The organism is Sanguibacter sp. Z41_6 (genome assembly GCF_059621145.1).
Window position 1 is genome coordinate 98,189 of sequence record NZ_JCAQIF010000002.1, and the last position, 22,284, is coordinate 120,472.

The window sequence follows — 22,284 nt, forward strand, 5'->3', positions numbered from 1 at the left end:
CGCGATGGCGAAGCTGTACTTCCGGTACGGGGCGATGAACAGCGGCAAGAGCACGGCGTTGCTGCAGGCGGCGCACAACTACGAGGAGCGGGGCCACGAGGTCCTCCTCGCCAAGCCGGGGGTCGACACGAAGGCGGGCCGGGCGATCCGGTCACGGCTGGGCGTGGACCGGGAGGTCGACTTCGTGGTCGGCGCGGAGGAGGACGTGCTCGGCGCGTTCCAGGCTCAGCGGGAGCAGCTCCAGCGCCGCACCGGGCGGGACGTCAGCTGCTTGCTGTTCGACGAGTCGCAGTTCCTCACGGCGCAGCAGGTCGACGATCTCCTGCGCGTGGCGACGCTCGACGGTGTTCCCGTCATCTGCTACGGCATCCGCACCGACTTCCAGACGGTGGCGTTCCCTGGCAGCCGACGGCTGCTCGAGGTCGCGCACTCTCTGGAGGAGCTCAAGACGATCTGCCGCTGCGGCCGCAAGGCGGTCTTCAATGCCCGCACGGTCGACGGCGCGTTCACCTTCGACGGTGCCCAGGTCGCGATCGACGGGGTCGAGGTGGGCTACGAGTCGCTCTGCGCCGCGTGCTACCTCCGGGAGAGCGGCGGCCGGTTGGCGTCCTGACGCGCACGCCGTCCCGAGGTGCTGCTGCAGCTCGGGACGGCGCTGCCAGGACGACGCACCTGTTACCAGCGGTCGTGGACGTGCGGGCGGATCTTCTCGTCGTAGATGCGCTCGAGCGCGGCGGACTGCTCCGGGGTGAGCGGCGGGAGGTCCGCCGCGGCCGCGTTCCCGCGTGCCTGCTCGGGGTTGCGAGCGCCCGGGATGACCGTCGTGACGCCGTCCTGGTCGAGGATCCACCGCAGCGCGAGCTGCGCGGTCGTCATGCCGGATCCCTCGGGGACGAGCGCGGACACCTCGTTCGCGGCGGCGACACCGACGTCGAACGGCACACCGGCGAACGTCTCGCCGACGTCGAACGCGGCGCCCGAGCGGTTGTAGCTGCGGTGGTCGTTGTCGGCGAACGTCGTGCTCGCGTCGTACTTGCCCGAGAGCAGGCCGCTCGCGAGGGGGACGCGCGCGATGATCGCGACGCCCGCCTCCCGGGCTGCCGGGAGGACCTCCTCGAGCGGCTTGCGGCGAAACGCGTTGAGGATGATCTGGACGCTCGTGACGCCGGGGCGCGCGATCGCCGTGATGGCCTCGGCGCAGGTCTCGACGGAGACGCCGTACGCGGCGACGCGCTTCTCGGCGACGAGCGTGTCGAGAGCGTCGTACGTGGCGTCAGCGGAGAACACCGGGGTGGGCGGGCAGTGCAGCTGGATGAGGTCGAGGGTGTCGACGCCGAGGTTCTCCCGGCTCCGGTCCGTCCAGGCCCGGAAGGCGTCGAGCGTGTACGCCTCGGGGGTGTGCGCCTCGGCGCGCCGGCCCATCTTCGTGGCGACCGTGATGCCATGGCGGCCACGCTGGTCGAGGAACGACCCGATGATGCGTTCGCTCCGACCGTCGCCATACACGTCTGCCGTGTCGAGGAACGTCACGCCGGAGTCGAGGGCCGCAGCGAGCACGGCGTGGGCCGACTCCTCCGAGACGTCCCCCCAGTCGCTGCCGAGCTGCCAGCAGCCGAGGCTGATCGCGCTGAGGTCGGGGGAGAGGCGGGATGTGGTTCTGGTGTCCATGCGCCCCACCCTAGGCGGCGGCACCGCCAGCCGCTGGACGCGCCCCGCCCCTCGCCCGCGATCAGGCGCTGGGCTGTGCCTCGGACTCGCTGTCCCGCAGGCTGGCGAGCTCGGCGTCAGAGTCCCACGTGCTGATGTGGAGGCTCGGGAGCATCGTGGCGAGCTCGGGACGCCAGGCGTCGATGCGCTCGGGGAAGCACCGCTCGAGGAGGTTGACCATCGCGGTCACGGCGGTCGACGCACCGGGCGAGGCGCCGAGAAGGCCAGCGATGGACCCGTCGGCGGCGGTGACGAGCTCCGTGCCGAACTCGAGGACACCACCGAAGGCGCCGTCCTTCTTCTTCATCACCTGAACGCGCTGCCCGGCGGTGATGAACTCCCAGTCCTTGGGGTCAGCCGTCGGCATGAAGTCACGCAGCGTGCGGAACTTCGACCACTTCGACTTCGTCACCTCGCGGACGAGGTACATGGTGAGGTCCATGTTGTCCTTGGCGACCGTGAGCATCGTGACGATGTTCGACGGCCGGACGGAGCGGAAGAGGTCGAGGAGCGACCCGCGCTTGAGGAACTTCGTGCTGAAGCCCGCGTACGGACCGAACAGCAGCGAGGTCTCGCCGTCGACGACGCGGGTGTCGAGGTGGGGGACGGACATGGGCGGCGAGCCGACGTCGGCCTTGCCGTAGACCTTGGCCTGGTGCTGGGCGACGAGCTCCGGGTTGCGCGTGCGCAGGAACACCCCGCTGATGGGGAAGCCGCCGTAGCCCTTGATCTCCGGGATGCCCGCCTTCTGCAGCAGCGGCAGTGCGCCGCCGCCGGCCCCGATGAAGACGAAGCGGGCGTCGACCGTGCGACGTGCCTCCTGGGCGTTCCAGCTGCGGTCGGCGACGGACAGGCGCCACGTCCCGTCCTTGCGCTTGGTGAGCGAACGCACCTCGTGCTCGAGGTGCAGCTCGGCGCCGCTGGCGACGAGGTAGTCGGTCATGCGGCGGGTGAGTGCGCCGAAGTCGACGTCGGTCCCGTCCGATGCGCGCGTCGCGGCGATCGGCTCGTCGTCGCGGCGCTCAGCGAGCAGGAGCGGGGCCCACGAGCCGATGACGGCCGGGTCGTCGGAGAACTCGAGGTCCGAGAAGAGGGGGTGCGCGGACAGCGCCGCGTGCCGCCGGCGCAGGTACTCGACGTTCTCCGCGCCGCGGACGAAGGTCATGTGCGGCGTCGAGCTGATGAAGCCCTCGGTGTCGGGCAGGAGCTCGGCGGAGACGAGGTGCTGCCAGAACTCGCGGGACACCTGGAACTGCTCGTTGATCGTCACGGCCTTGCGGATGTCGACGGTGCCGTCGGCGCGCTGCGGTGTGTAGTTGAGCTCGCACAGGGCTGCGTGCCCGGTGCCGGCGTTGTTCCACGCGTTCGAGCTCTCCTGAGCGACGGCGTCGAGACGCTCGTAGATCTGGATGGTCCACGTGGGCTCGAGGAGGCGGAGGAGGGAACCGAGCGTCGCGCTCATGATCCCGCCCCCCACGAGGACGACGTCGACGGGTGCGCTGGGGGTGTTCTTGGAGGCTGCCACCTGGCGATGCTATGACTCGTCAGCCGCAGGATTGGGCCGAAGTGACCAATATCACGGGTCATGCGTTGTGGGGTGGGACCAAGGTCACGGATCGAGGCGGACGTCCGCGACCGACCGGTCGGGCCGCCATCCCCGCCACACAGGGTGCCGGAGCCTGCCGCTGCCCGTCCACTCCGCGAAGGTCACCTCCGCGACGCGGTCGGGCTCCACCCATCGGGCGTCCCGCGCGTCCGCACCTGGCACACCCTCCACGGCCGGTGCTGACCGCTCAGCCCTGCCGAGCTCCTCGGTGAGCTGACGCACGAGCCGTTCCGAGAACCCGGAGCCCACGCGGCCCGCGTAGTGCAGCACCCCGTCGTCGTCGGGGACCGCCACGAGGAGGGATCCGACGAGGCCCGCCCGCCCGTCACGGCCGGGGCGCCATCCGACGACGACGACGTCCTGGGTGCGCTGGTGCTTGATCTTCACCCACGTGCGCGCGCGCCGACCCGGTTGGTAGACGCTGGCGCGGCGCTTGGCGACGACGCCCTCGAGCCCGAGCGTCCTGCTCGCCTCGAAGGCCTGCCGGGCGAGCCCGGGCACGTCGCCCTCCGACGCCGTCTCGAAGGCCGGGGGCAGGTGGATCCCGTCGCGTTCCGTCAGCACCTCCGCGAGCTGCGCGCGCCGGTCGTCGTAGGTGTGCCGCGTCAGACGTCGGCCGTCCCGCTCGAGGAGGTCGAACACCATGAGGTCGACCGGCTGCGCCTTCGCTGCGCGCTCGACGTCGCGGTCCTCGGTGAGGTTCATCCGGGGCTGCAGGCGTCCGAAGTCGGGGCGTCCGGCACGGTCGAGCGCGACGACCTCCCCGTCGAGGACCGCGTCGCCGTCCACGGCGTCGGCGAGCGCGGCGAGCTCCGGGTACGTCGCGGTGAGGTCGATGCCGTTGCGGCTGCGTGCGGTGACGTGACCGTCGGCGACGGTGAGGATCGCGCGGACCCCGTCCCACTTCATCTCGAACGCCCAGTCCTCGGTGCGGTCGAGGTCGTCGATCGATCCCGGCGTCGCGAGCATCGGTGCGATGTCCGATGCCGGAGCACTGCGCGCGGGCCGCTCGGTGACCGGGGCAGGTCCCACCGCCGGTCGGGTTCGCCCCGCCGGCGTGTCCGGCGACATGAGGTGGATGAGCCAGGTCGACTCGTCGCCGGACCCGGTGTGGATGAGAGCGAGCTTCCGTGTCCCGCGGTCCACGGGGCGCCCGGCGCTGTGCAGGGTGACGATGACCTCCTTGCCCTCCCGCCACTTGTGCAGCTCATACGTCCCGGAGTCCCAGATCGTCACCTCCCCGGCGCCGTACTCGCCCTTGGGGATCGACCCCTCGAACGTCCCGTACTCGAGGGGGTGGTCCTCCGTCTGCACGGCGAGGTGGTTGCGGGCCGGGTCGTCGGGCTCGCCCTTGGGCAGGGCCCAGCTGACGAGGACGCCGTCGTGCTCGAGCCGGAAGTCGAAGTGCAGGCGACGCGCATGGTGCTCCTGGATGACGAACGTCGGTGCGGCGTCCTCGGCGCCAGGGTCCCGCCGAGGCGTTGCGCTCGTGCGCGCGGGCACCGGTTCTGGGGTCTTCGCGCCGTCGCGCTTGGAGCGGTACACCGCGAGCCGGTCGGTCACCGCGGGCGCGGGTGCCGGTCCGGTGTCCTGCGGGCGCCGCAGCCCGGCGAGCAGGTCGCCGTGCTCCGCGAGCCGGGCCACGACGTCGTCCATCTCGAGATGGTCGAGGTCGGGGGAGTCGAGCTCGTCCCAGGTCCGTGGTGCCGCGACCGTCGGGCGTTCGCGTCCCCGCAGCGAGTAGGGCGCGATCGTCGTCTTGTTCGGGTTGTTCTGGGACCAGTCGACGAGCACCTTGCCCTCACGGAGCGACTTCTTCATGTCGCTCACGACGAGATCTGGGTGGTCCGCCTCGAGCGCCCGTGCGAGCTCGTGCGCGACGGCTCCGATCGCGGTCGCGTCGTTCGTCCCGTCGAGCGCGGCGTAGAGGTGGATCCCCTTGGAACCGCTCGTGACGGGGAACGGCTCGAGGCCCATGTCGAGAAGGATCGCGCGCGCCCACCGAGCGACGTCGGCGCACTCCGCGAGGCCCGTGCCGGGGCCCGGGTCGAGGTCGAGGACGAGCCGGTCGGGGTTGCTCCGACCGGCGTCGTCGGGGTCGCCGGTGAACCGCCACTGGGGCACGTGCACCTCGAGGGCGGCGATCTGACCGAGCCACGTGAGCGTCGCCAGGTCGTTGACCACCGGGTAGGTGTTCACGTGGTCGGAGTGCTGCAGGCGGCGGCGCGGGACCCACGTGGGTGTCGCGTCGTCGAGGTTCTTCTGGAAGAACACCGGGCCGTCGGTGCCGTGCACCCAGCGCTTGCGCGTCGCAGGCCGGTCGTACGCGTGGGCGATGAACGGGTCAGCGACGGCGGCGAGGTAGGCGAGCACCTCCGCCTTCGTCGTGCCGGTGCGCGGGTAGAGGACCTTGTCGAGGTTGGTCAGCGACAGGCGACGCCCGCCGATCTCCACGGCCTGCGCGCCACCCGGGCGCGACGAGCGCGCACCGCCGCCGGACCGTGCCGCCATGCCAGGCTCCCGTCGTCGTGCCGACCTGTGTCCCGCCCCATCATGGCGACGGGTGCGCGCTGCGGCACCTCGGGCCATGATGGGGCGATGCGAGCGATCTGGAAGGGCGCCATCACGTTCGGGCTCGTCAACGTGCCGGTCAAGCTGTACAGCGCGACCGAGGACCACGACATCGGGCTGCACCAGGTGCACGACGCCGACGGCGGGCGCATCCGGTACAAGCGCACGTGCGAGGTCTGCGGCAAGGTCATCGACTACGGGCACATCGCCAAGGCCTACGACGACGGGGACCGCACCGTGGTCCTCACCTCTGACGACCTCGAGTCCCTGCCGGTCGAGCGCAGCCGGGAGATCGACGTCGTCGAGTTCGTGCCCGCCGACCAGATCGACCCGATCATGTACGAGCACGCCTACTACCTCGAGCCGGACTCGAAGTCGATCAAGTCCTACGCGCTGCTCGTGCGGACCCTCGAGGCGAGCGAGCGCGTCGCCGTCGTGAACTTCTCGTTGCGTCAGCGCTCGCGGCTGGGTGCGCTGCGGGTCCGCGAGGGCGTGCTCACGCTGCAGATCCTGCGGTGGGACGACGAGGTCCGCGAGGCGTCCTTCCCGTCCCTCGACGAGAAGGTCCGCATCAGCCAGAAGGAGCTCGACATGGCGGCCACGCTCGTCGAGAGCTTCGAGAGCGACTTCACCCCCGAGAAGTTCACCGACGAGTACACCGAGCAGCTGCAGATGCTCATCGACGCCAAGCTCGAGCAGGGGGACGCGGTCGACACGGCAGCGACGTTCGGCGAGCAGCCCGAGGACGAGGACGGCGAGGACGCGCAGGTCGTCGACCTCATGGAGGTGCTGCGACGCAGCGTCGAGAAGTCACGGGGGATCGGGAAGAGCACCAAGGCGTCAGGGAGCACCGGGACATCGGGCGGCACCTCGGGTTCTGACGACTCCGCTGGTGTCTCCCGGACGACGAAGAAGGCGACTGCCAAGCGTGCGACGGACGCGGCTCCGTCCTCGTCGACGACGTCCGGGTCGAAGGCGCCAGCGAAGAAGCCTGCCACGACGAAGGCCCCCGCGAAGAAGGCTGCCGCGAAGAAGGGCGGGGCGGAGAAGGGCGGGGCGGAGAAGAAGGAGAGCGCCTGACAGGCGGCTCGCCCGTCGGCGTCACGCGAGGCGCGCGGGGAACCCACCCTTGGCGAGCGGCCCCCAGCGCGTGATGGTCACGCGCAGGAGCGACTTGTCCTGGGCGCGCATGGCGTCCCGGTACTCGTCCCAGTCGGGGTGCTCGCCGGCGATGACCCGGAAGTACTCGACGAGGGGTTCGAGGGCCTCGGGCATGTCGAGGACCTCGGCCGTGCCGTCGATCTGCACGTACTCGCCGTCGAAGTCGTCGGAGAGGATGCACATCGACACGCGGGGGTCCCGGCGCAGGTTCACCGCCTTGGCGCGGTCGGGGTACGTCGAGACGACCACTCGCCCCTGCGCGTCGACGCCGCAGGACACGGGAGAGGTCTGCAGGCTGCCGTCCTTGCGGAACGTCGTGAGGACGGCGTGGTGGCGTGGGCGCACGAACTCGAGGAGCTCGTCGCGGGTGACTGTCGTGGCGGAGGCGATGGATCGGACCATGTCCTGACAGTAGCGAGCGGGCGCCGGGTGCACCGCCGGGCCGCCTCCCGGGTGCGTGGTCAGGTGCCCGCGTCGTTCAGGACAGCGCGTTACGATCAGGGCGTTTGTGGCCGCGTGCCGATCGACCGGAGGTGATGTGGCGGTGCACCTGTCGCCCCCACCCCGCTGGTTGCGGATCGCCTTCGTCGTGCTCGTCGTGGTCCTCGGGTCCCTCGTCTACGGGGTGACGACGGCGTCGACCGACGCGAGCCTCGGTCCGCACAACGCGCACTACGCGGTGACGGTCGACTCCGAGGTGCGGGTGGACCTCGGCCCGCTCGGGACCGTCGCGCTCGACTCGCCGCTGCCGGGCGGCCTCGGCGTGACCGTGACGATCGAGGAGATCCCGAACGACCTCACGTCGGTGGACTCCGGTGCGACGCTCGACGCGCTCGCCACCGACGTGCAGGGGTACCTCCAGTTCTTCGCCGGGCCGCAGGAGACGATCTCCTACGTCGCCCGGGCGCTCATCGAGGATGCGATCAGCCGCGCGGTCGCCATGATGCTCGTCGTGCTCGCCGTCGGTGTCGGGGGGTACTTCCTGCTCGGTGCCGAGCGCCGCTCGGAGCTCGGTGCAGCGGCTACCCGGCACTCCTGGTCCATCGCGGCTCTCGTGACCGTCTCTGCGGTCGTGGGCGGGGTCGTCGTGACCGACCGGGCGCAGGGCTCGTCGGACGTCGAGGGCGAGCGGGCGTCGGCGGTCTTCGCCGGCACGCCGCTCGAGGGGGCGCGCATCACCGGGCGACTCTCCGGCGTGGTGGACGCGTACGGCGGTCAGCTCTTGAGCGTCTACCGCGAGAACGAGGACTTCTACGCCGGGGCGGACCGCAACCTCGCGGCCGCGTGGGCGGCACGGACCGAGCGTACGGACCTCGCGACGGCTCGGCTGCAGGAGAGCGTCGGTCAGGCAGGCAGCTCCGACGATACCGGTGCGGGTCCTGGTGCCGGTGGGGGCGAGGACGAGACGCGCGAGGACGAGCCGGGTCGGGAGGAGAGCGGCGCCGCGGAAGCGGGCGACGAGGATGCGCCGGAGGCCGACCTCGTCACGCTGCTGCTCGTCTCGGACCTGCACTGCAACACGGGGATGTCCCCGCTCATCACGACGGCCGCCCGGCTCTCGGGGGCGGATCTCGTCCTCAACGGCGGTGACACGACGATCAACGGGACGTCCGTCGAACGGTTCTGCATGGACTCCTTCGCGAGCGCGCTCCCGGACGGCGTCCGGATGGTGCAGGCGGACGGCAACCATGACAGCACCGAGACGTCCCAGCAGGCGCGGGACGCGGGCGTCGTCGTGCTCGACGGGTCGATCGTCGAGGTCGCCGGAGTGCGGATCCTCGGTGACCGGGACCCTCACGAGACGCGGATCGGGCAGGGATCAGCCTCGGTCTCGGGCGAGAGCTACGCGGAAGCCGGGAAGCGCCTGGCTGAGGTGGCGTGCGAGGCCGACGAGCCCGTGGACCTCATGCTCATCCATACCCCGGCCGTCGGTACGCCGGCGCTCGCCTCGGGATGTGTGCCGGTGCAGATGTCGGGCCACACCCACACCCGGCTCGGCCCGGTGCGCTCCGGCGGTGGGGTGCTCTACGTGAGCGGGTCCACCGCGGGGTCGGTCAGCGGCCAGGCGACGGTGGGACCGCTCAACGGCGATGCCGAGATGACGGTCTTCCGGTTCGATCGGGCGACGCGCACGATGCAGGACTACCAGGTCGTGCGTGTGCGCCCGGACGGCAGCGCGCAGGTGGGTGCGCGGCTCGCGTTCCCGCGGCCGGCGCCGGTCGCTGACGAGCGGGTCGGGGAGGGGACGTCCGGCCTGGTGACCGTCCCGGACACCGGGGGCGAGGCAGCGACCGACGGCTGAGCGGACCCGGTGCTGGCTGCGGCTCTGGATGGCACGTGTCCCGGTAGACAGGGCACATGCCGTGTGTAAAAGTTCGGTATGCCGAACTTTCAATTGTGGGAGCCCTTCGGCGATCGTCGTGGCCGCCCGCGCCGAGCGGGGGCCGCCACCGCGCTGGCGGTCGCAGCGGGCCTGCTCGCGCTGGCCGCCTGCGCGCCGTCAGACAGCACCGACGTCCGCGAGCGCGCGGGTGACGCGTTGCTCGTGCTCACGACCTTCACCGTGACGGCCGACATGGTCCGGCAGGTGGGCGGGAGCCACGTGCACGTGGAGTCCGTGACGAAGCAGGGCGCGGAGATCCACGGGTACGAGCCCACGCCCGACGACCTGCGGCGCGCCGCGGAAGCCGACCTCGTCATCGAGAACGGACTCGGCCTCGAGGCGTGGTTCGCGGACTTCACGGCGGGCGTCGACGCTCCCCGCGTCACGCTCGGGGACGTCGTCGAGCCCCTCCCGGTACGCCGGTCGGGGTCAGCGGGCGAGCCGGACGTGCCCAACCCCCACGCATGGATGTCGCCGAAGGTGGGAGCGCAGTACGCCCTCAGCATCGGCGAGGCCCTGTCCGACGCGGACCCCGAGCACGCCGCCGACTACCGGGCCAACGCGCAGCGGTACTCCGCCGAGCTCGCCGGGCTCGCCGACTCGCTCACGGAGGCGGTCGCGGCGCTGCCGGAGTCCCGCCGGGTGCTCGTCACCTGCGAGGGAGCATTCTCCTACCTTGCCCGCGACACGGGACTCGACGAGGCCTACCTCTGGGCGGTGAACTCCGAGCAGCAGGCGACCCCCCGGAACATGGGCGCCCTCGTGGACACCGTCCGGGCTCGCGACGTGCCTGCGGTGTTCTGCGAGTCGACGGTGCCCACGGGCGCCCAGCGGCAGGTCGCGGCAGAGACCGGCTCGACCTACGCCGGCGAGCTCTACGTCGACTCCCTCTCCGCTGCCGACGGACCCGTCCCCACGTATCTCGACCTCCTGACGTACGACGTCGGGCTCATCATCGACGGCCTCACAGCCGGCACCCCCACGGAGGAGTCATGACCGTGCACCGCTGGGTCACCGGCGTCCCGGCCGCGATCGTCGTCGACGACGTGAGCTACACCTACCCGTCGTCTGGGCGCCGGGGGACCGAGACCCGTCCCGCGCTCGACCGCGCGTCCCTCACGGTGGCGAACGGCGGGATCACCGGCCTCATCGGGGTGAACGGAGCAGGCAAGTCGACCATCTTCAAGGCACTCATGGGCATCGTTGCGCCCGCCGCAGGGTCCATGGAGATCCTCGGTCTCCCGCCCGCCCGTGCGCGGCGGACCGGGCTCGTCGGGTACGTACCCCAGGCAGAGGCCGTCGACGCGGACTTCCCGCTCACGGTCCGGGACGTCGTCGCGATGGGCCGCTACGGCCGTCTCGGCCCGATGCGCCGGCTCGGACGCTCGGACCGTGCCGCCGTCGACGACGCCCTCGGGCGCGTCGCGCTGTCCGACCTCGCTGACCGGCAGATCGGGCGACTCTCCGGCGGACAGCGGCGACGCGCGTTCGTCGCACGCGGACTCGCCCAGGACGCCCAGGTGCTGCTCCTCGACGAGCCGTTCGCCGGTGTCGACCGCGTGTCCGAGCAGCTCGTCGTCGGAGTGCTCCGGGAGCTGACAGCACGCGGAGGTGCCGTGCTCGTCTCGACGCACGACCTCGCTGCGCTGCCGGCGCTCGCCGACCACGTCGTGCTCATCCACCACCGGGTGCTGGCTGCGGGACCGCCCGAGGTCGTCCTCACCGACGCCAACCTCGCCCTCGCGTTCGGTGCGGGGGCGTCAGCATGAGCGCGGTGCTCGACGTCCTGTCTGCGGTGGGCGGGTGGCTCAGCGAGCCCTTCGCCTACGAGTTCATGCTGCGTTCGCTGCTCGTCACCGTCGTCGCGAGCGCGGTGTGCGCGCTGCTCAGCTGCTGGCTCGTGCTCATCGGATGGTCGCTGCTCGGTGACGCCGTGTCGCACGCCGTCCTGCCGGGCGTGGTGCTCTCCTACATCGTCGGAGCACCGTTCGCCGTCGGAGCCCTCGTCTTCGGGCTCGGGGCGGTCGCCCTCATCGGGACCGTCCGGGACACCACGCGCCTCAAGGAGGACGCCGTCATCGGTGTGGTGTTCACCTCCCTCTTCGCCATCGGGCTCGTGCTCGTCTCCCTCACACCGAGCCACATCGACCTCTCGCACATCCTCTTCGGCAACCTCCTGGGCGTGAGCGACCTCGACATCGGTCAGGTCGTCGTGCTCGGTGTGCTCACGGCAGCGGTCCTGCTCGTCAAGCAGCGCGACCTCACCCTGTTCGCGTTCGACCCCGTGCACGCCCACGCCATCGGTCTGTCGCCCCGGCGGCTGAGCGCCCTCCTCCTCGGCGCGCTGGCCCTGACGGTCGTCGTCGCGCTGCAGGCCGTCGGGGTCATCCTCGTCGTCGCCATGGTCATCATCCCGGGGGCGACGGCGTTCCTGCTCACCGACCGCATCGCGAGGATGCTCGTCATCGCACCGACGATCGCCGTCGGGTGCGCCGTCGCGGGCATGTACGCCAGCTACTACCTCGACGCCTCGAGCGCGGGACTCATCGTCCTCGCCCAGGGGGTCACGTTCGGTGTCGCCTACCTCGCGACCCTGCGGCAACGGTCGAGGGTGTGAGCTCCCGGGCTGGCGGCGTCTGCGGGCGTCGGGCCATGCCGTGCTGCCTCGTGCACGGACTGTCCTAGGCTTGGCACCGTGACCGATGCGCCTGAACTGACCTCCGTGTCCCAGGACTACCTCAAGGTCGTGTGGAGCGCGCAGGAGTGGTCGGCCGAGCCGGTGACGACCAAGCTGCTCGCCGAGCGACTGGGTGTCGGCATGTCCACGGTCTCCGAGACCGTGCGCCGACTCACGGGCCTGGGGCTCCTCGAGCACCAGCGGTACGGGGCTGTGGAGCTCACCCCCGCAGGCCGCGCCCAGGCACTGCGGGTGGTCCGACGCCACCGGCTGCTCGAGACGTTCCTCGTCCAGGAGCTCGGGTACACGTGGGACGAGGTGCACGACGAGGCCGAGGTGCTCGAGCACGCGATCTCCGACACCCTCGTCGAGCGGATCGACGCCCGGCTCGGACACCCCGTCCGCGACCCCCACGGTGATCCCATCCCCACCGCGGACGGCACCGTTCCCCGGCCCGCCGCCCGGACCCTCGCCGGCCTCGACGCCGGCACCCGCGGTGTCGTCGCGCGCATCTCCGACGCCGACCCTGAGGTGCTGCGGTACTTCGCCGAGCTCGGGTTCGGTCTCGACACCCACCTGACGGTCGTCGACCGCCGCGACTTCGCCGGGACGATCAGCGTGGAGTGGGACGACGGCACCGCGACCAGCCGACTCGACCTCGGCCTGCTCGCCGCCGACGCCGTGTGGGTCGTGCCCGTGTGAAGACCGCCCGTATGAAGGGCGCCCGTGCGAAGAGCCCGGCTCCGGCTCCAGCCGCCCGCGCCGCGGTGCGCCCCGTCGCCGCCCTCGCCGCCCTCGCGCTCGGCGGGTTCACCATCGGCACGACCGAGTTCGCCACGATGGGCATCCTCACGAACATCGCGGACGGGCTGCGGACCTCCATCCCCGCCGCCGGTCACGCCATCACCGCCTACGCGCTCGGCGTGGTCGTCGGCGCGCCGCTCATCACGGTCCTCGCCGCCCGCGTCCCCCGCAAGACCCTCGCGGTCTGGCTCATGGTCGGCTACTCGGTCGGCAACCTCCTCTCCGCATGGGCGCCCAACCTCGAGCTCCTGCTCGTGGGGCGCTTCGTGTCCGCGCTCCCGCACGGCGTCTTCTTCGGTGTCGGAGCCGTCCTGGGCACCGCCGTCGTCGGCGTGGCGCGCCGGGGGTTCGCCGTCGCGATGCTCATGGCCGGGCTCACGGTGGCGAACATCGTGGGGGTCCCCCTGTCGGCCTGGCTCGGACAGCACCTGGGCTGGCGTGCCACCTTCGTCGCCGTGGGCCTGCTCGGGCTCGTCACCGTCGTCTTCCTCGTGTCGTTCCTGCCCGCGATCCCGCGGCCGAGGGAAGCGAGCGTGCGCGGTGAGCTGGCGGCACTGCGCAACGGACCGCTGTGGATCCTCTTCGTCGCGTCCGCCGTCGGCTTCGGCGGGCTCTTCGCCGTCTACTCCTACGTCAAGCCCACGCTGCTCGAGGTCACGGGCCTGTCCGAGGGATCCGTCCCCGCCGTCCTCGCGCTCTTCGGTGTGGGGATGACCCTCGGCGTGATCGTCGGCGGCCGGCTCGTGGACCTGCACGTCATGCGCGCCGTGTACGTCGGGTACACGAGCACGGCGGTGAGCCTCGCGGCGTTCGCGCTCGTCGGGGCGCACCCGGTCGCAGCGGTCCTCGCGCTCGTGGCCCTGGGGACGACGTCGCAGGTGCTCAGCGTCGCGCTCCAGGCCCGGCTCATGGACCTCTCGCCGGCGGCACCCTCCCTGGGCGCGGCGCTGTGCCACTCTGCGCTCAACGCCGCCAACGCGAACGGCGCGTTCGTCGGGGGCCTCGTCATCGCCGCCGGCTGGGGGTACCTCTCCCTCGCATGGGTGGGCGTCGTCATGACTGTCGTGGGGCTCGCGCTCGTCCTCGCCGTGGGCCGGCAGAGGCTCCCGCGGGTCGCACCGGATATCCTCGATCCAGCACGCTGACCGAAGGAGACGCTCGTGACCGGCAGTGACCTGGACCGTGGCACGGCCTCGGACGGCGACGGCGCCCTCCTCGTCGACGACGACCACGGGGACGACGAGGCCCTCGACGGTGACGCGCTCGCGCGCCTGACCGAGATCTCCCCGCGGCGCATGGGGTGGCTGCTCGTCGTCCTCGGGCTCGTCGGGTTCGCCGCATCGCTCGCCCTCGCGGTGGAGAAGTACCTCAAGCTCCTCGACCCCGACCACGTCGCGAGCTGCTCGCTCAACATCTTCCTCGACTGCAGCGCTGCCATGGGTTCCTGGCAGGGGGGCCTGCTGGGCTTCCCGAACCCGCTCATCGGCGTGGGCGCGTTCCCGGTCGTGGTCACCACGGGCGTCGTGCTGCTCACGGGCGCCCGGCTCCCACGGTGGTACTGGCTGTCGCTCCTCACGGGCACCCTCGCGGCCCTCGGTCTCGTCGTCTTCCTCATCCACACGTCCGTCGCCGTGCTCGGCAAGCTCTGCCCGTACTGCATGGTCGTCTGGGCGGTCGTGATCCCGTTGGCCTGGTACACCTTCACCTACGCGGTCCAGGAGCGGCACGTCCGCGTCTCCGAGCGCACGCGGTCGACTCTCGTGAAGAACCGCTCGGTCGTCCTCGTCGTCCTCTACCTCGCCGTCGTGGCGTGGGTGTGCATCGGGCTCTACCCGGCGATCGCGGACCACATCCAGCGCGGCTGACCGGGTGCTCGGGGCGGTAAACTCCGACGGGTGACCACGCAGGATTCCCCCAGCACAGACGCTCGCACCACTCCCGACGACGCGCGCAGCGCGGCCCCCGGGCCGGGCGAGCCAGCCTTCCGCTACACGGCCGCTCTCGCCGCCGAGATCGAGCAGCGCTGGCAGCAGCACTGGGAGGACCGCGGCACGTTCTACGCAGCCGACCCTGTCGGTCTCACCGACGGCGAGGGTGCGCACGCGGACCCAGCCACGCCGAGCTTCTTCGTCATGGACATGTTCCCGTACCCCTCCGGTGCGGGCCTGCACGTCGGGCACCCGCTGGGGTACATCGCGACCGACGTCGTCGGACGCTTCCGGCGGATGAGCGGAGACAACGTCCTGCACACCCTCGGGTTCGACGCGTTCGGTCTGCCCGCCGAGCAGTTCGCCGTCCAGACGGGCCAGCACCCGCGGATCACGACGGACCAGAACATCGCCAACATGCAGCGCCAGCTGCGCCGCCTGGGTCTCGGTCACGACCCACGCCGGTCGTTCGCGACGACCGACTCCGACTACGTCCGCTGGACGCAGTGGATCTTCCTGCGCATCTTCAACTCCTGGTACGACGAGACGGCGCAGCGCGCGGACGGTGGTCTGGGACGCGCCCGGCCGATCGCCGAGCTCGAGGCCGAGTACGCGGCCGGGACGCGTGCGACGCCTGACGGACGAGCATGGTCCGACCTCACGCCGGCGGAGCAGCGCGAGGTCATCAACGACCAACGTCTGGCGTACGTGTCGAACGCTCCGGTGAACTGGTGCCCCGGGCTCGGCACGGTGCTCGCGAACGAGGAGGTCACCTCCGACGGTCGGTCCGAACGCGGCAACTACCCCGTCTTCCAGCGGAACCTGCGTCAGTGGAACATGCGGATCACGGCCTACGCCGACCGCCTCGCGGACGACCTCGAGCTCATCGACTGGCCGGACAAGGTCAAGGCGATGCAGCGCAACTGGATCGGTCGCTCCGAGGGCGCGCACGTGATGTTCCCGGTGCCCGGCGGTGGGGAGGGCGCCTCCGTGGAGGTCTTCACGACCCGCCCGGACACGCTCTTCGGTGCGACGTTCATGGTCGTCGCCCCCGAGCACCCCCTGCTCGAGACGTCCGTCCCCGACCAGTGGCCGGCCGGGACGAAGGACGCGTGGACCGGTGGGCACGCCACGCCGGTCGAGGCGGTGGCCGCGTACCGCCGGGCCGCCGCGGCCAAGACGGCCGTGGAGCGGCAGATCGACGCGAAGCAGAAGACGGGCGTGTTCACCGGCGTGCTCGCGCAGAACCCGGTGACCGGCGGGCTCATCCCCGTCTTCACGGCCGACTACGTGCTCATGGGGTACGGCACCGGGGCGATCATGGCCGTCCCCGGAGGTGACGAGCGTGACCACGCGTTCGCCGAGGCGTTCGAGCTCCCCGTCGTGCACACGGTCGCTGCCGCCGAGGGAGCAGACCCCGATGCCCCGGGTGCCCGCACCGGCGACGGTGAGATCATCAACTCCTCCAACGACGAGCTCAGCCTCGACGGGCTGACGGTCGCTGAGGCCAAGCACCGCATGATCGAGTGGCTCGAGTCGACCGGTGCAGGCGCCGGGACCGTGACCTACCGCTTGCGGGACTGGCTGTTCAGCCGCCAGCGCTACTGGGGCGAGCCGTTCCCGATCGTCTACGGCGACGACGACCAGCCGATCGCCCTGCCGGACTCCGCCCTGCCCGTCGACCTGCCCGAGGTGCCTGACTTCTCGCCGCGGACGTACGAGCCCGAGGACTCCCAGTCGTCCCCGGAGCCGCCGCTCGGGCGCAACGAGGCCTGGGTCGAGGTCACACTCGACCTCGGTGACGGACCGCGCGTCTACCGGCGCGACACGAACACCATGCCCAACTGGGCGGGGTCGTGCTGGTACTACCTGCGCTATCTCGATCCGACGAACAACGCGCCCGACGCGACGGCTCCGGTCGACCCGGCGCTCGACGCCTACTGGCTCGGACCGAACCACAACCCCACTGTCGGGGTCGCTGGCGGCGTCGACCTCTACGTCGGTGGCGTCGAGCACGCCGTGCTGCACCTTCTCTACGCGCGGTTCTGGCACAAGGTGCTCTTCGACCTCGGGTTCGTCTCGAGCGTCGAGCCGTTCCACAAGCTCTTCAACCAGGGGTACGTCCAGGCGTACGCCTACACGGACGCGCGCGGCCAGTACGTCACGGCGTCCGAGGTGGAGGAGACGCTGGGCGAGGACGGAAGCCCGGTCTACACGTGGCGCGGCCAGCCCGTGCAGCGTGAGTACGGGAAGATGGGCAAGTCCCTGAAGAACGTCGTGACGCCCGACGAGATGTACGAGGCCTACGGCGCGGACACGTTCCGTGTGTACGAGATGTCGATGGGTCCGCTGGACGTCTCGCGCCCCTGGGACACCCGGGCCGTCGTCGGGTCCCAGCGGTTCCTGCAGCGCTTGTGGCGCAACATCGTCTCCGAGGAGACCGGCGAGCTCGTCGTGTCCGACGAGGAGCCGTCGACCGCGACCCTGCGCCTCGTGCACCGCACGATCGCCGACGTGCGCGTCGAGATGGAGAACATGCGGTCGAACACCGCGATCGCGAAGCTCATCACGCTCAACAACCACCTCACGTCGTTGGCGTCGGTGCCGCGCGCGGCGGCCGAGGCGATCGTCCTCATGACCGCTCCCGTGGCTCCGCACATCGCGGAGGAGCTGTGGGCGCGCCTCGGCCACACCGGCTCGATCGCCCATGTGGCGTTCCCGGTGGCCGACGAGCAGTACCTCGTCGAGGACACGGTGACGTGCGTGTTCCAGGTCCAGGGCAAGGTCCGTGGGCGTGCCGACGTGGCCCCGAGCATCTCCGACGACGACCTGCGCGCGCTGGCTCTCGCCGACGCCGGTGTGCAGCGGAGCCTCGACGGGCGCGACGTGCGGACCGTCATCGTGCGGGCACCCAAGCTGGTGAACGTCGTCCCCGCGTGACCACCCGGAGGCGGACCGACCGGGGGGAGGGGCCGTGATGTCGAGCGCCCCTCCTCCGCGGACCGTCCACGTCGTGACCGACTCCACCGCGTCCCTGCCCGCGGACCTCGTGGAGCGGTGGCGGGTGCGTGTCGTCCCCCTCCAGGTCACCGTCGACGGGGTCCCGCACCTCGAGGGAGTGGACCTCACGCCCGACGACCTCGACCGGGCGATCGCGGCGCGGTCGACGCTCTCGACGTCGCAGCCGTCGCCGCGCGCGTTCTCCGAGGCGTACGAGGCTGCGGCGGACGACGGCGCCGAGCACGTCGTGTCCATCCACCTCTCGGGTGAGCTGTCCGGCACCGTCCACGGGGCCGCGTTGGCGGCACGGAGCAGCCCGGTCCCCGTGGAGGTCATCGATTCCCGCACCGTCGCGATGGGTCTGGGCTTCGCCGTGCTCGCCGCTGCCCGGGAAGCGGCGCAGGGGGCGGAGCCCCACGCCGTGTCCCGCCTCGCGCTGCGGACGGCGAGCTCCGGGCGTGCGATGTTCGTCGTGGACTCGCTCGACCACCTCCGGCGTGGTGGCCGGTTGAGTGCTACCGCGGCCGCCGTGGGCACGGCGCTGGGCCTGCGGCCCGTGCTGGGCCTGCGCGACGGCCGGATCGAGGTGGTGCAGAAGATCAGGTCCCGGGCGGCCGTCGTCGAGCGCCTCGTGACTGCGGGCATCGAGGCAGCGCAAGGGCACCCGGACGTGCGGCTCGCGATGCACCACCTCGGTGACCCGACCGCGGTGCGGGCGTGCGCCGACCGGATCACGGAGGCGACGGGGCGTGAGGTCCTCGTCTCACCGGTGAGTGCCGTGCTCGGTGCGCACGTCGGTCCGGGCCTGCTCGCGCTCATCACGTCGCAGGAGCCCGCCCACAGCGACGACCGGGCGTAGCGCGGTCCACAGGTTGAGCGGCGCGCGAAGCCGACGCTGACCGGCGGCACCTAGCGTGCCGGGATGATCAGCGAGCCTGAGGTACGACGTCGCCCGGAGCCGGACAGCGAGACCGGCCCGCCCGCGCGGCTGCGGTCCGTCTCCGGGCTCGTCGAGTCGGTCTCGACGGCCTACACCGCCGCGCACGGGCACCCCATGGAGCACGACGGCCTCGTCACGCGCGAGGCGACCCGGCGTCGCTGGGCGCTGGGTGCCCGGGTGGGCCTCGTCGTCGCGGTGGTCCTCATCGCGCTGACCGGTGTGCTCGTCGTCCTGGACGTCGTGAGGTCCAGCGGGGATGCTGTCTCGCTGACAGAGGTCGACCCGGAGGCGGCCGCGTCGCAGGGCGCGGGGGACGTCGCCGCGGGGCCCGTCCTCGAAGGCGACGACGTGGCCGGGGTCGGAGCGGCCGCACCGGGGGACGCTCTGCCAGGAGCTGGGGTACCGGGCGCTGCTGACGCACCGGCCGTGCTCGTGCACGTCGTCGGGCAGGTCCACGCGCCGGGCGTCGTCGAGGTCCCGGCGGGCGCACGCGTCGCTGACGCCCTCGATGCGGCAGGTGGCGCGACGGACGTGGCCGACACGGGCGCCGTGAACCTCGCCCGGGTCGTCGTGGACGGCGAGCAGATCCACGTCCCGCTGCCCGGGGAGGTGGTTCCTGCCGCTCCAGGGGGCGGCGCGCCGCCTGGCGGGGGCACGAGTGGTGGGGGCGCGACCGGGGGAGCGGGCGGCGCAGGCGGTGGGCTCGTGGACATCAACGTCGCGAGCGCGGAGGAGCTCGACACCCTGCCTGGCATCGGCCCGGCCCTGGCCGAGCGGATCATCGCCTGGCGCACGGAGAACGGCGGCTTCCGCACGGTCGACGACCTCGGCGAGGTCTCGGGCATCGGCCCGTCGGTCCTCGGTGCTGTCCGGGACCTCGTGACGGTCTGAGGCGGTGCGTTCCCTCGATCTACGGCTCGTGCCGGGTGCTCTCGCCGGGTGGTTGGCGGCCCTCGTGCTCGTCGCCCGCGGGCCGGGGACGGCCGCTGCCGTGGGAGTGGTGGCCGCAGCGGTGTCGGTCAGCGCGTGCGCCGTGGCAGGACGGCACGCCGAGCCCCGGCGCGCGCCTCGTCCCGCCGTCGTGCCCCGCGCCCTCGTCGTGCACCTCGCGGTCACTGCCTGCGTCGTCGCGTGCGTGTCCGCCGCCGTCGTCGGGCAGTGGCACGGACGGGCACCGATCACGGCTCACGTGAGCGGCGACGGAGCGCCCAGCCGCACGCTCGTCCTCGAGGGTGTCGTGGCCTCCGGGGCGTCACCGATGGCGTCCGGGTTCGGCGGGCAGGCGCGCTACTGGCTCGACCTCGACGTGCGCGCCGTCGAGGTCGGGGCCGGTGCCCAGCGGGAGCGGTCGCGGGCAGCCGCACCGGTACGGGTGATGGGCGGGGAGGAGCTGCTCGAGGCCGAGTACGGGTCCACCGTCGCGGTGCGGGGGACCGTGCGCGCCGCCAGTCCCGGGGACGCGTCTGCCGCGATCCTCGGTGTCCGGGCAACAGGCGACGGCAGCGAGCTCCGCGACGTCGCGCCACCCGGTCCGGTCACCCGTGGGACGAACGACATACGCGCGGCCTTCATGGACGCGACGCAGGGCCTGAGCCCACAAGGGCGGGGACTCGTGCCGGGCGTCGCTGTCGGCGACACGACGATGCTCCCGCCGGCGCTCGACGACGCACTCGTCGTCACGTCCCTCACCCACATCACGGCCGTGTCCGGCTCGCACTTCGCGATCATCGCGGCGGCGGTGTTCGGTCTCTGCGCGGTGCTCCGTGTCCCACGCGGCGCCCGGGTCGTCGTGGCGGGAACCGTCATGACAGGTTTCGTGCTCCTCGTGCACCCCGAGCCGAGCGTGCTGCGAGCCGCGGTCATGGGTGCGGTCGCCCTGCTCGCGATCGTGCTCGGCCGCCCCGGGCAGGCCGTGCCGGCGCTCGCCGTGACCGTCGTCGTGCTGCTGCTCGTCGACCCGTGGCTCGCCCGGTCCTACGGCTTCGCACTCTCCGTGCTCGCGACGGCCGGCCTCGTGCTCGGCACGCCGCCCGTCGCGAGGGTGCTCGCACGCGTCCTGCCCCGGTGGCTGGCTCTTGCCGTCGCAGTCCCGTTCGCCGCTCAGCTCGCGTGCGCGCCGGTCGTCGTCCTGCTCGACCCGTCCGTCTCGCTCTACGCGGTCCCTGCGAACCTGCTCGCCGCCCCGGCGCTCGTCCCGGCGACCGTGCTCGGTGTCGTCGGCGCGCTGCTCGCCCCCGTCTGGCCGTCCGCAGCCACGGCGCTGGCCCACGTGGCGAGCTGGTCGACGTGGTGGATCGCTGAGGTTGCCGAGCTCTTCGCCGCCGCGCCGCTGGCCCGGGTGCCGTGGGTCGGGGGAGTCCCCGGTGTCGCCCTGCTCGCGGGAGCGACCGTCGCCGGCCTGCTCGTCGCGGCGCGCTGGCAGCACTGGTGGTGGTCGGTGCGGACAGGTCTCTTCGTCGTGGGACTCGCGAGCTCACCCACGCGCCCCAGGTCCGCGGGGTGGCTGAGCAGCCAGCGGTCAGCATCCACCGGCGGGCCGGTCCGGGCTGCGTTGCGACCGCTCGGTCCCGCCCTCGTCGTGCTCGCCGCGGTGTCCGCGCTCGTCGTCGGTGCCGCGGTCCTGCGGCCACCGTGGCTCGCTGACGTCGTCGGACGGACGACCGGTGCCCCGCTTCGCTGGTCGGACGAGGCAGAGGTCGTCGTGTGCGACGTCGGGCAGGGTGACGCGATGGTCGTCCCGACCTCCCCGGGCCACGCCCTCGTCGTGGACGTGGGTCCGCAGGACGGTGGAGTCGGACGGTGCCTGGACGAGCTGGGCATCACCCACCTCGACCTGCTCGTCCTCACGCACTTCCACGAGGACCACGTGGGCGGGATCGAGGACGCTCTCGCCGGACGCGGGGTGAGTGCCGTGCTCGTCAGCCCTGTCGAGGAACCCGCGGACCAGACGGCGCGGACCCTCCGGGCACTCGACGCCGCGGGAGCGCCGGTGACGACGGCAGCGGCCGGGCTCGGCGGTGACGTGGGCGGCGTCCGCTGGCAGGTCGTGGCGCCGGCCTCGCCCACCGCCCCGGCCGCGGGCGCTGCCGTCCCGACGGCGGACGGCCGCTCCGAGGAGGAGGACGGGGGAGCGAACGACGGCAGCGTCGTCGTCGCACTGCGCACGGAGCACCTGAGCGTCCTCGCGCTGGGCGACCTCGAGGACCGTGGTCAGCGAGCACTTCTCGTCGCCCTCCGGGCGGCGGGCCACGGGCAGGTCGACGTCGTCAAGGTCGCCCACCACGGGTCGCGTACCCAGGACGCCGACCTCGCCCGGCTGCTGTCCCCGCGGGTCGCGCTCGTGAGCTCCGGCGAGGACAACACGTACGGGCACCCGCACGCGGACACGCTCGCGCTCTACCGGGGGACGGGCGCCGCCGTGGTGCGGACGGACACCTGCGGGACGTTCGGTCTCGTCGTCCGGGGCGCCGACACCTTGGTCGCGGGCTCGTGCTCGTGACACGATCG

At 72.1% G+C, this 22,284-nt stretch carries 17 protein-coding genes; 13 read left to right on the forward strand and 4 right to left on the reverse strand.

The features are described from left to right. Positions 1 to 4: 4 nt before the first annotated feature. A complete protein-coding gene (locus tag AC54T1_RS05465) occupies positions 5 to 613 on the forward strand; it encodes a thymidine kinase (RefSeq protein ID WP_496911316.1) in 609 nt (202 codons plus the stop codon). Between the two features lie 62 nt (positions 614 to 675). Here the strand turns inward: AC54T1_RS05465 and AC54T1_RS05470 are convergent, their stop codons facing one another. The 3 genes from AC54T1_RS05470 to AC54T1_RS05480 form a co-directional block, all read right to left on the reverse strand. Continuing rightward, positions 676 to 1,668, reverse strand: a complete 993-nt coding sequence (locus AC54T1_RS05470) for an aldo/keto reductase (RefSeq protein ID WP_496911317.1) — start codon at positions 1,666 to 1,668, stop codon at positions 676 to 678. Between the two features lie 61 nt (positions 1,669 to 1,729). Further along, positions 1,730 to 3,232 carry a malate dehydrogenase (quinone) gene (mqo, locus tag AC54T1_RS05475; RefSeq protein WP_496911318.1) on the reverse strand — a complete coding sequence of 501 codons (1,503 nt, stop codon included), beginning with the start codon at positions 3,230 to 3,232 and terminating at the stop codon, positions 1,730 to 1,732. A gap of 84 nt (positions 3,233 to 3,316) precedes the next feature. Further along, positions 3,317 to 5,824 carry an ATP-dependent DNA ligase gene (locus AC54T1_RS05480; protein ID WP_496911319.1) on the reverse strand — a complete coding sequence of 836 codons (2,508 nt, stop codon included), beginning with the start codon at positions 5,822 to 5,824 and terminating at the stop codon, positions 3,317 to 3,319. An 87-nt stretch (positions 5,825 to 5,911) separates the two neighbouring features. Between AC54T1_RS05480 and ku the strand changes: the two genes are divergently transcribed. Then, positions 5,912 to 6,964 (forward strand): non-homologous end joining protein Ku, encoded by a 1,053-nt coding sequence (ku, locus tag AC54T1_RS05485; protein ID WP_496911320.1) that lies wholly within the window; start codon positions 5,912 to 5,914, stop codon positions 6,962 to 6,964. Positions 6,965 to 6,985: 21 nt separating this feature from the next. On the opposite strand, the gene AC54T1_RS05490 is transcribed toward ku, so the two are convergent. Next, complete coding sequence (locus tag AC54T1_RS05490; RefSeq protein WP_484344801.1) at positions 6,986 to 7,447, reverse strand: PPOX class F420-dependent oxidoreductase; 462 nt, start codon at positions 7,445 to 7,447, stop codon at positions 6,986 to 6,988. A 142-nt stretch (positions 7,448 to 7,589) separates the two neighbouring features. Here AC54T1_RS05490 and AC54T1_RS05495 point away from each other — a divergent pair, with 142 nt between their 5' ends. From AC54T1_RS05495 to AC54T1_RS05545, 11 genes are all read left to right on the forward strand, one after another. Further along, the gene (locus AC54T1_RS05495; protein WP_496911321.1) at positions 7,590 to 9,347 is read left to right on the forward strand and encodes a metallophosphoesterase family protein; all 1,758 of its coding nucleotides are present in this window, start codon (positions 7,590 to 7,592) and stop codon (positions 9,345 to 9,347) included. A gap of 78 nt (positions 9,348 to 9,425) precedes the next feature. Beyond that, positions 9,426 to 10,424: a metal ABC transporter solute-binding protein, Zn/Mn family gene (locus tag AC54T1_RS05500; RefSeq protein ID WP_496911322.1), complete on the forward strand. Its 999-nt coding sequence runs from the start codon at positions 9,426 to 9,428 to the stop codon at positions 10,422 to 10,424. Next, a complete protein-coding gene (locus AC54T1_RS05505; RefSeq protein WP_484344798.1) occupies positions 10,421 to 11,197 on the forward strand; it encodes a metal ABC transporter ATP-binding protein in 777 nt (258 codons plus the stop codon). The genes AC54T1_RS05500 and AC54T1_RS05505 overlap by 4 nt, the downstream gene beginning before the upstream one ends. Further along, positions 11,194 to 12,045, forward strand: a complete 852-nt coding sequence (locus AC54T1_RS05510) for a metal ABC transporter permease (RefSeq protein WP_484344797.1) — start codon at positions 11,194 to 11,196, stop codon at positions 12,043 to 12,045. Before AC54T1_RS05505 ends, AC54T1_RS05510 begins: the two co-directional genes overlap by 4 nt. Positions 12,046 to 12,123: 78 nt before the next feature. Further along, positions 12,124 to 12,807 (forward strand): metal-dependent transcriptional regulator, encoded by a 684-nt coding sequence (locus AC54T1_RS05515; protein ID WP_484344796.1) that lies wholly within the window; start codon positions 12,124 to 12,126, stop codon positions 12,805 to 12,807. An 11-nt stretch (positions 12,808 to 12,818) separates the two neighbouring features. Next, positions 12,819 to 14,054, forward strand: a complete 1,236-nt coding sequence (locus AC54T1_RS05520) for an MFS transporter (protein WP_496911323.1) — start codon at positions 12,819 to 12,821, stop codon at positions 14,052 to 14,054. 15 nt (positions 14,055 to 14,069) lie between these two features. Next, positions 14,070 to 14,774 (forward strand): vitamin K epoxide reductase family protein, encoded by a 705-nt coding sequence (locus AC54T1_RS05525; RefSeq protein ID WP_484344794.1) that lies wholly within the window; start codon positions 14,070 to 14,072, stop codon positions 14,772 to 14,774. A 30-nt stretch (positions 14,775 to 14,804) separates the two neighbouring features. Next, positions 14,805 to 17,777, forward strand: a complete 2,973-nt coding sequence (gene leuS, locus AC54T1_RS05530; RefSeq protein ID WP_496911324.1) for a leucine--tRNA ligase — start codon at positions 14,805 to 14,807, stop codon at positions 17,775 to 17,777. A 73-nt stretch (positions 17,778 to 17,850) separates the two neighbouring features. Beyond that, positions 17,851 to 18,696, forward strand: a complete 846-nt coding sequence (locus AC54T1_RS05535; protein WP_484344792.1) for a DegV family protein — start codon at positions 17,851 to 17,853, stop codon at positions 18,694 to 18,696. A 63-nt stretch (positions 18,697 to 18,759) separates the two neighbouring features. Next, positions 18,760 to 19,668: a ComEA family DNA-binding protein gene (locus AC54T1_RS05540; protein ID WP_496911325.1), complete on the forward strand. Its 909-nt coding sequence runs from the start codon at positions 18,760 to 18,762 to the stop codon at positions 19,666 to 19,668. A gap of 4 nt (positions 19,669 to 19,672) precedes the next feature. After that, the gene (locus AC54T1_RS05545; RefSeq protein ID WP_496911326.1) at positions 19,673 to 22,276 is read left to right on the forward strand and encodes a ComEC/Rec2 family competence protein; all 2,604 of its coding nucleotides are present in this window, start codon (positions 19,673 to 19,675) and stop codon (positions 22,274 to 22,276) included. Positions 22,277 to 22,284 lie beyond the last annotated feature (8 nt).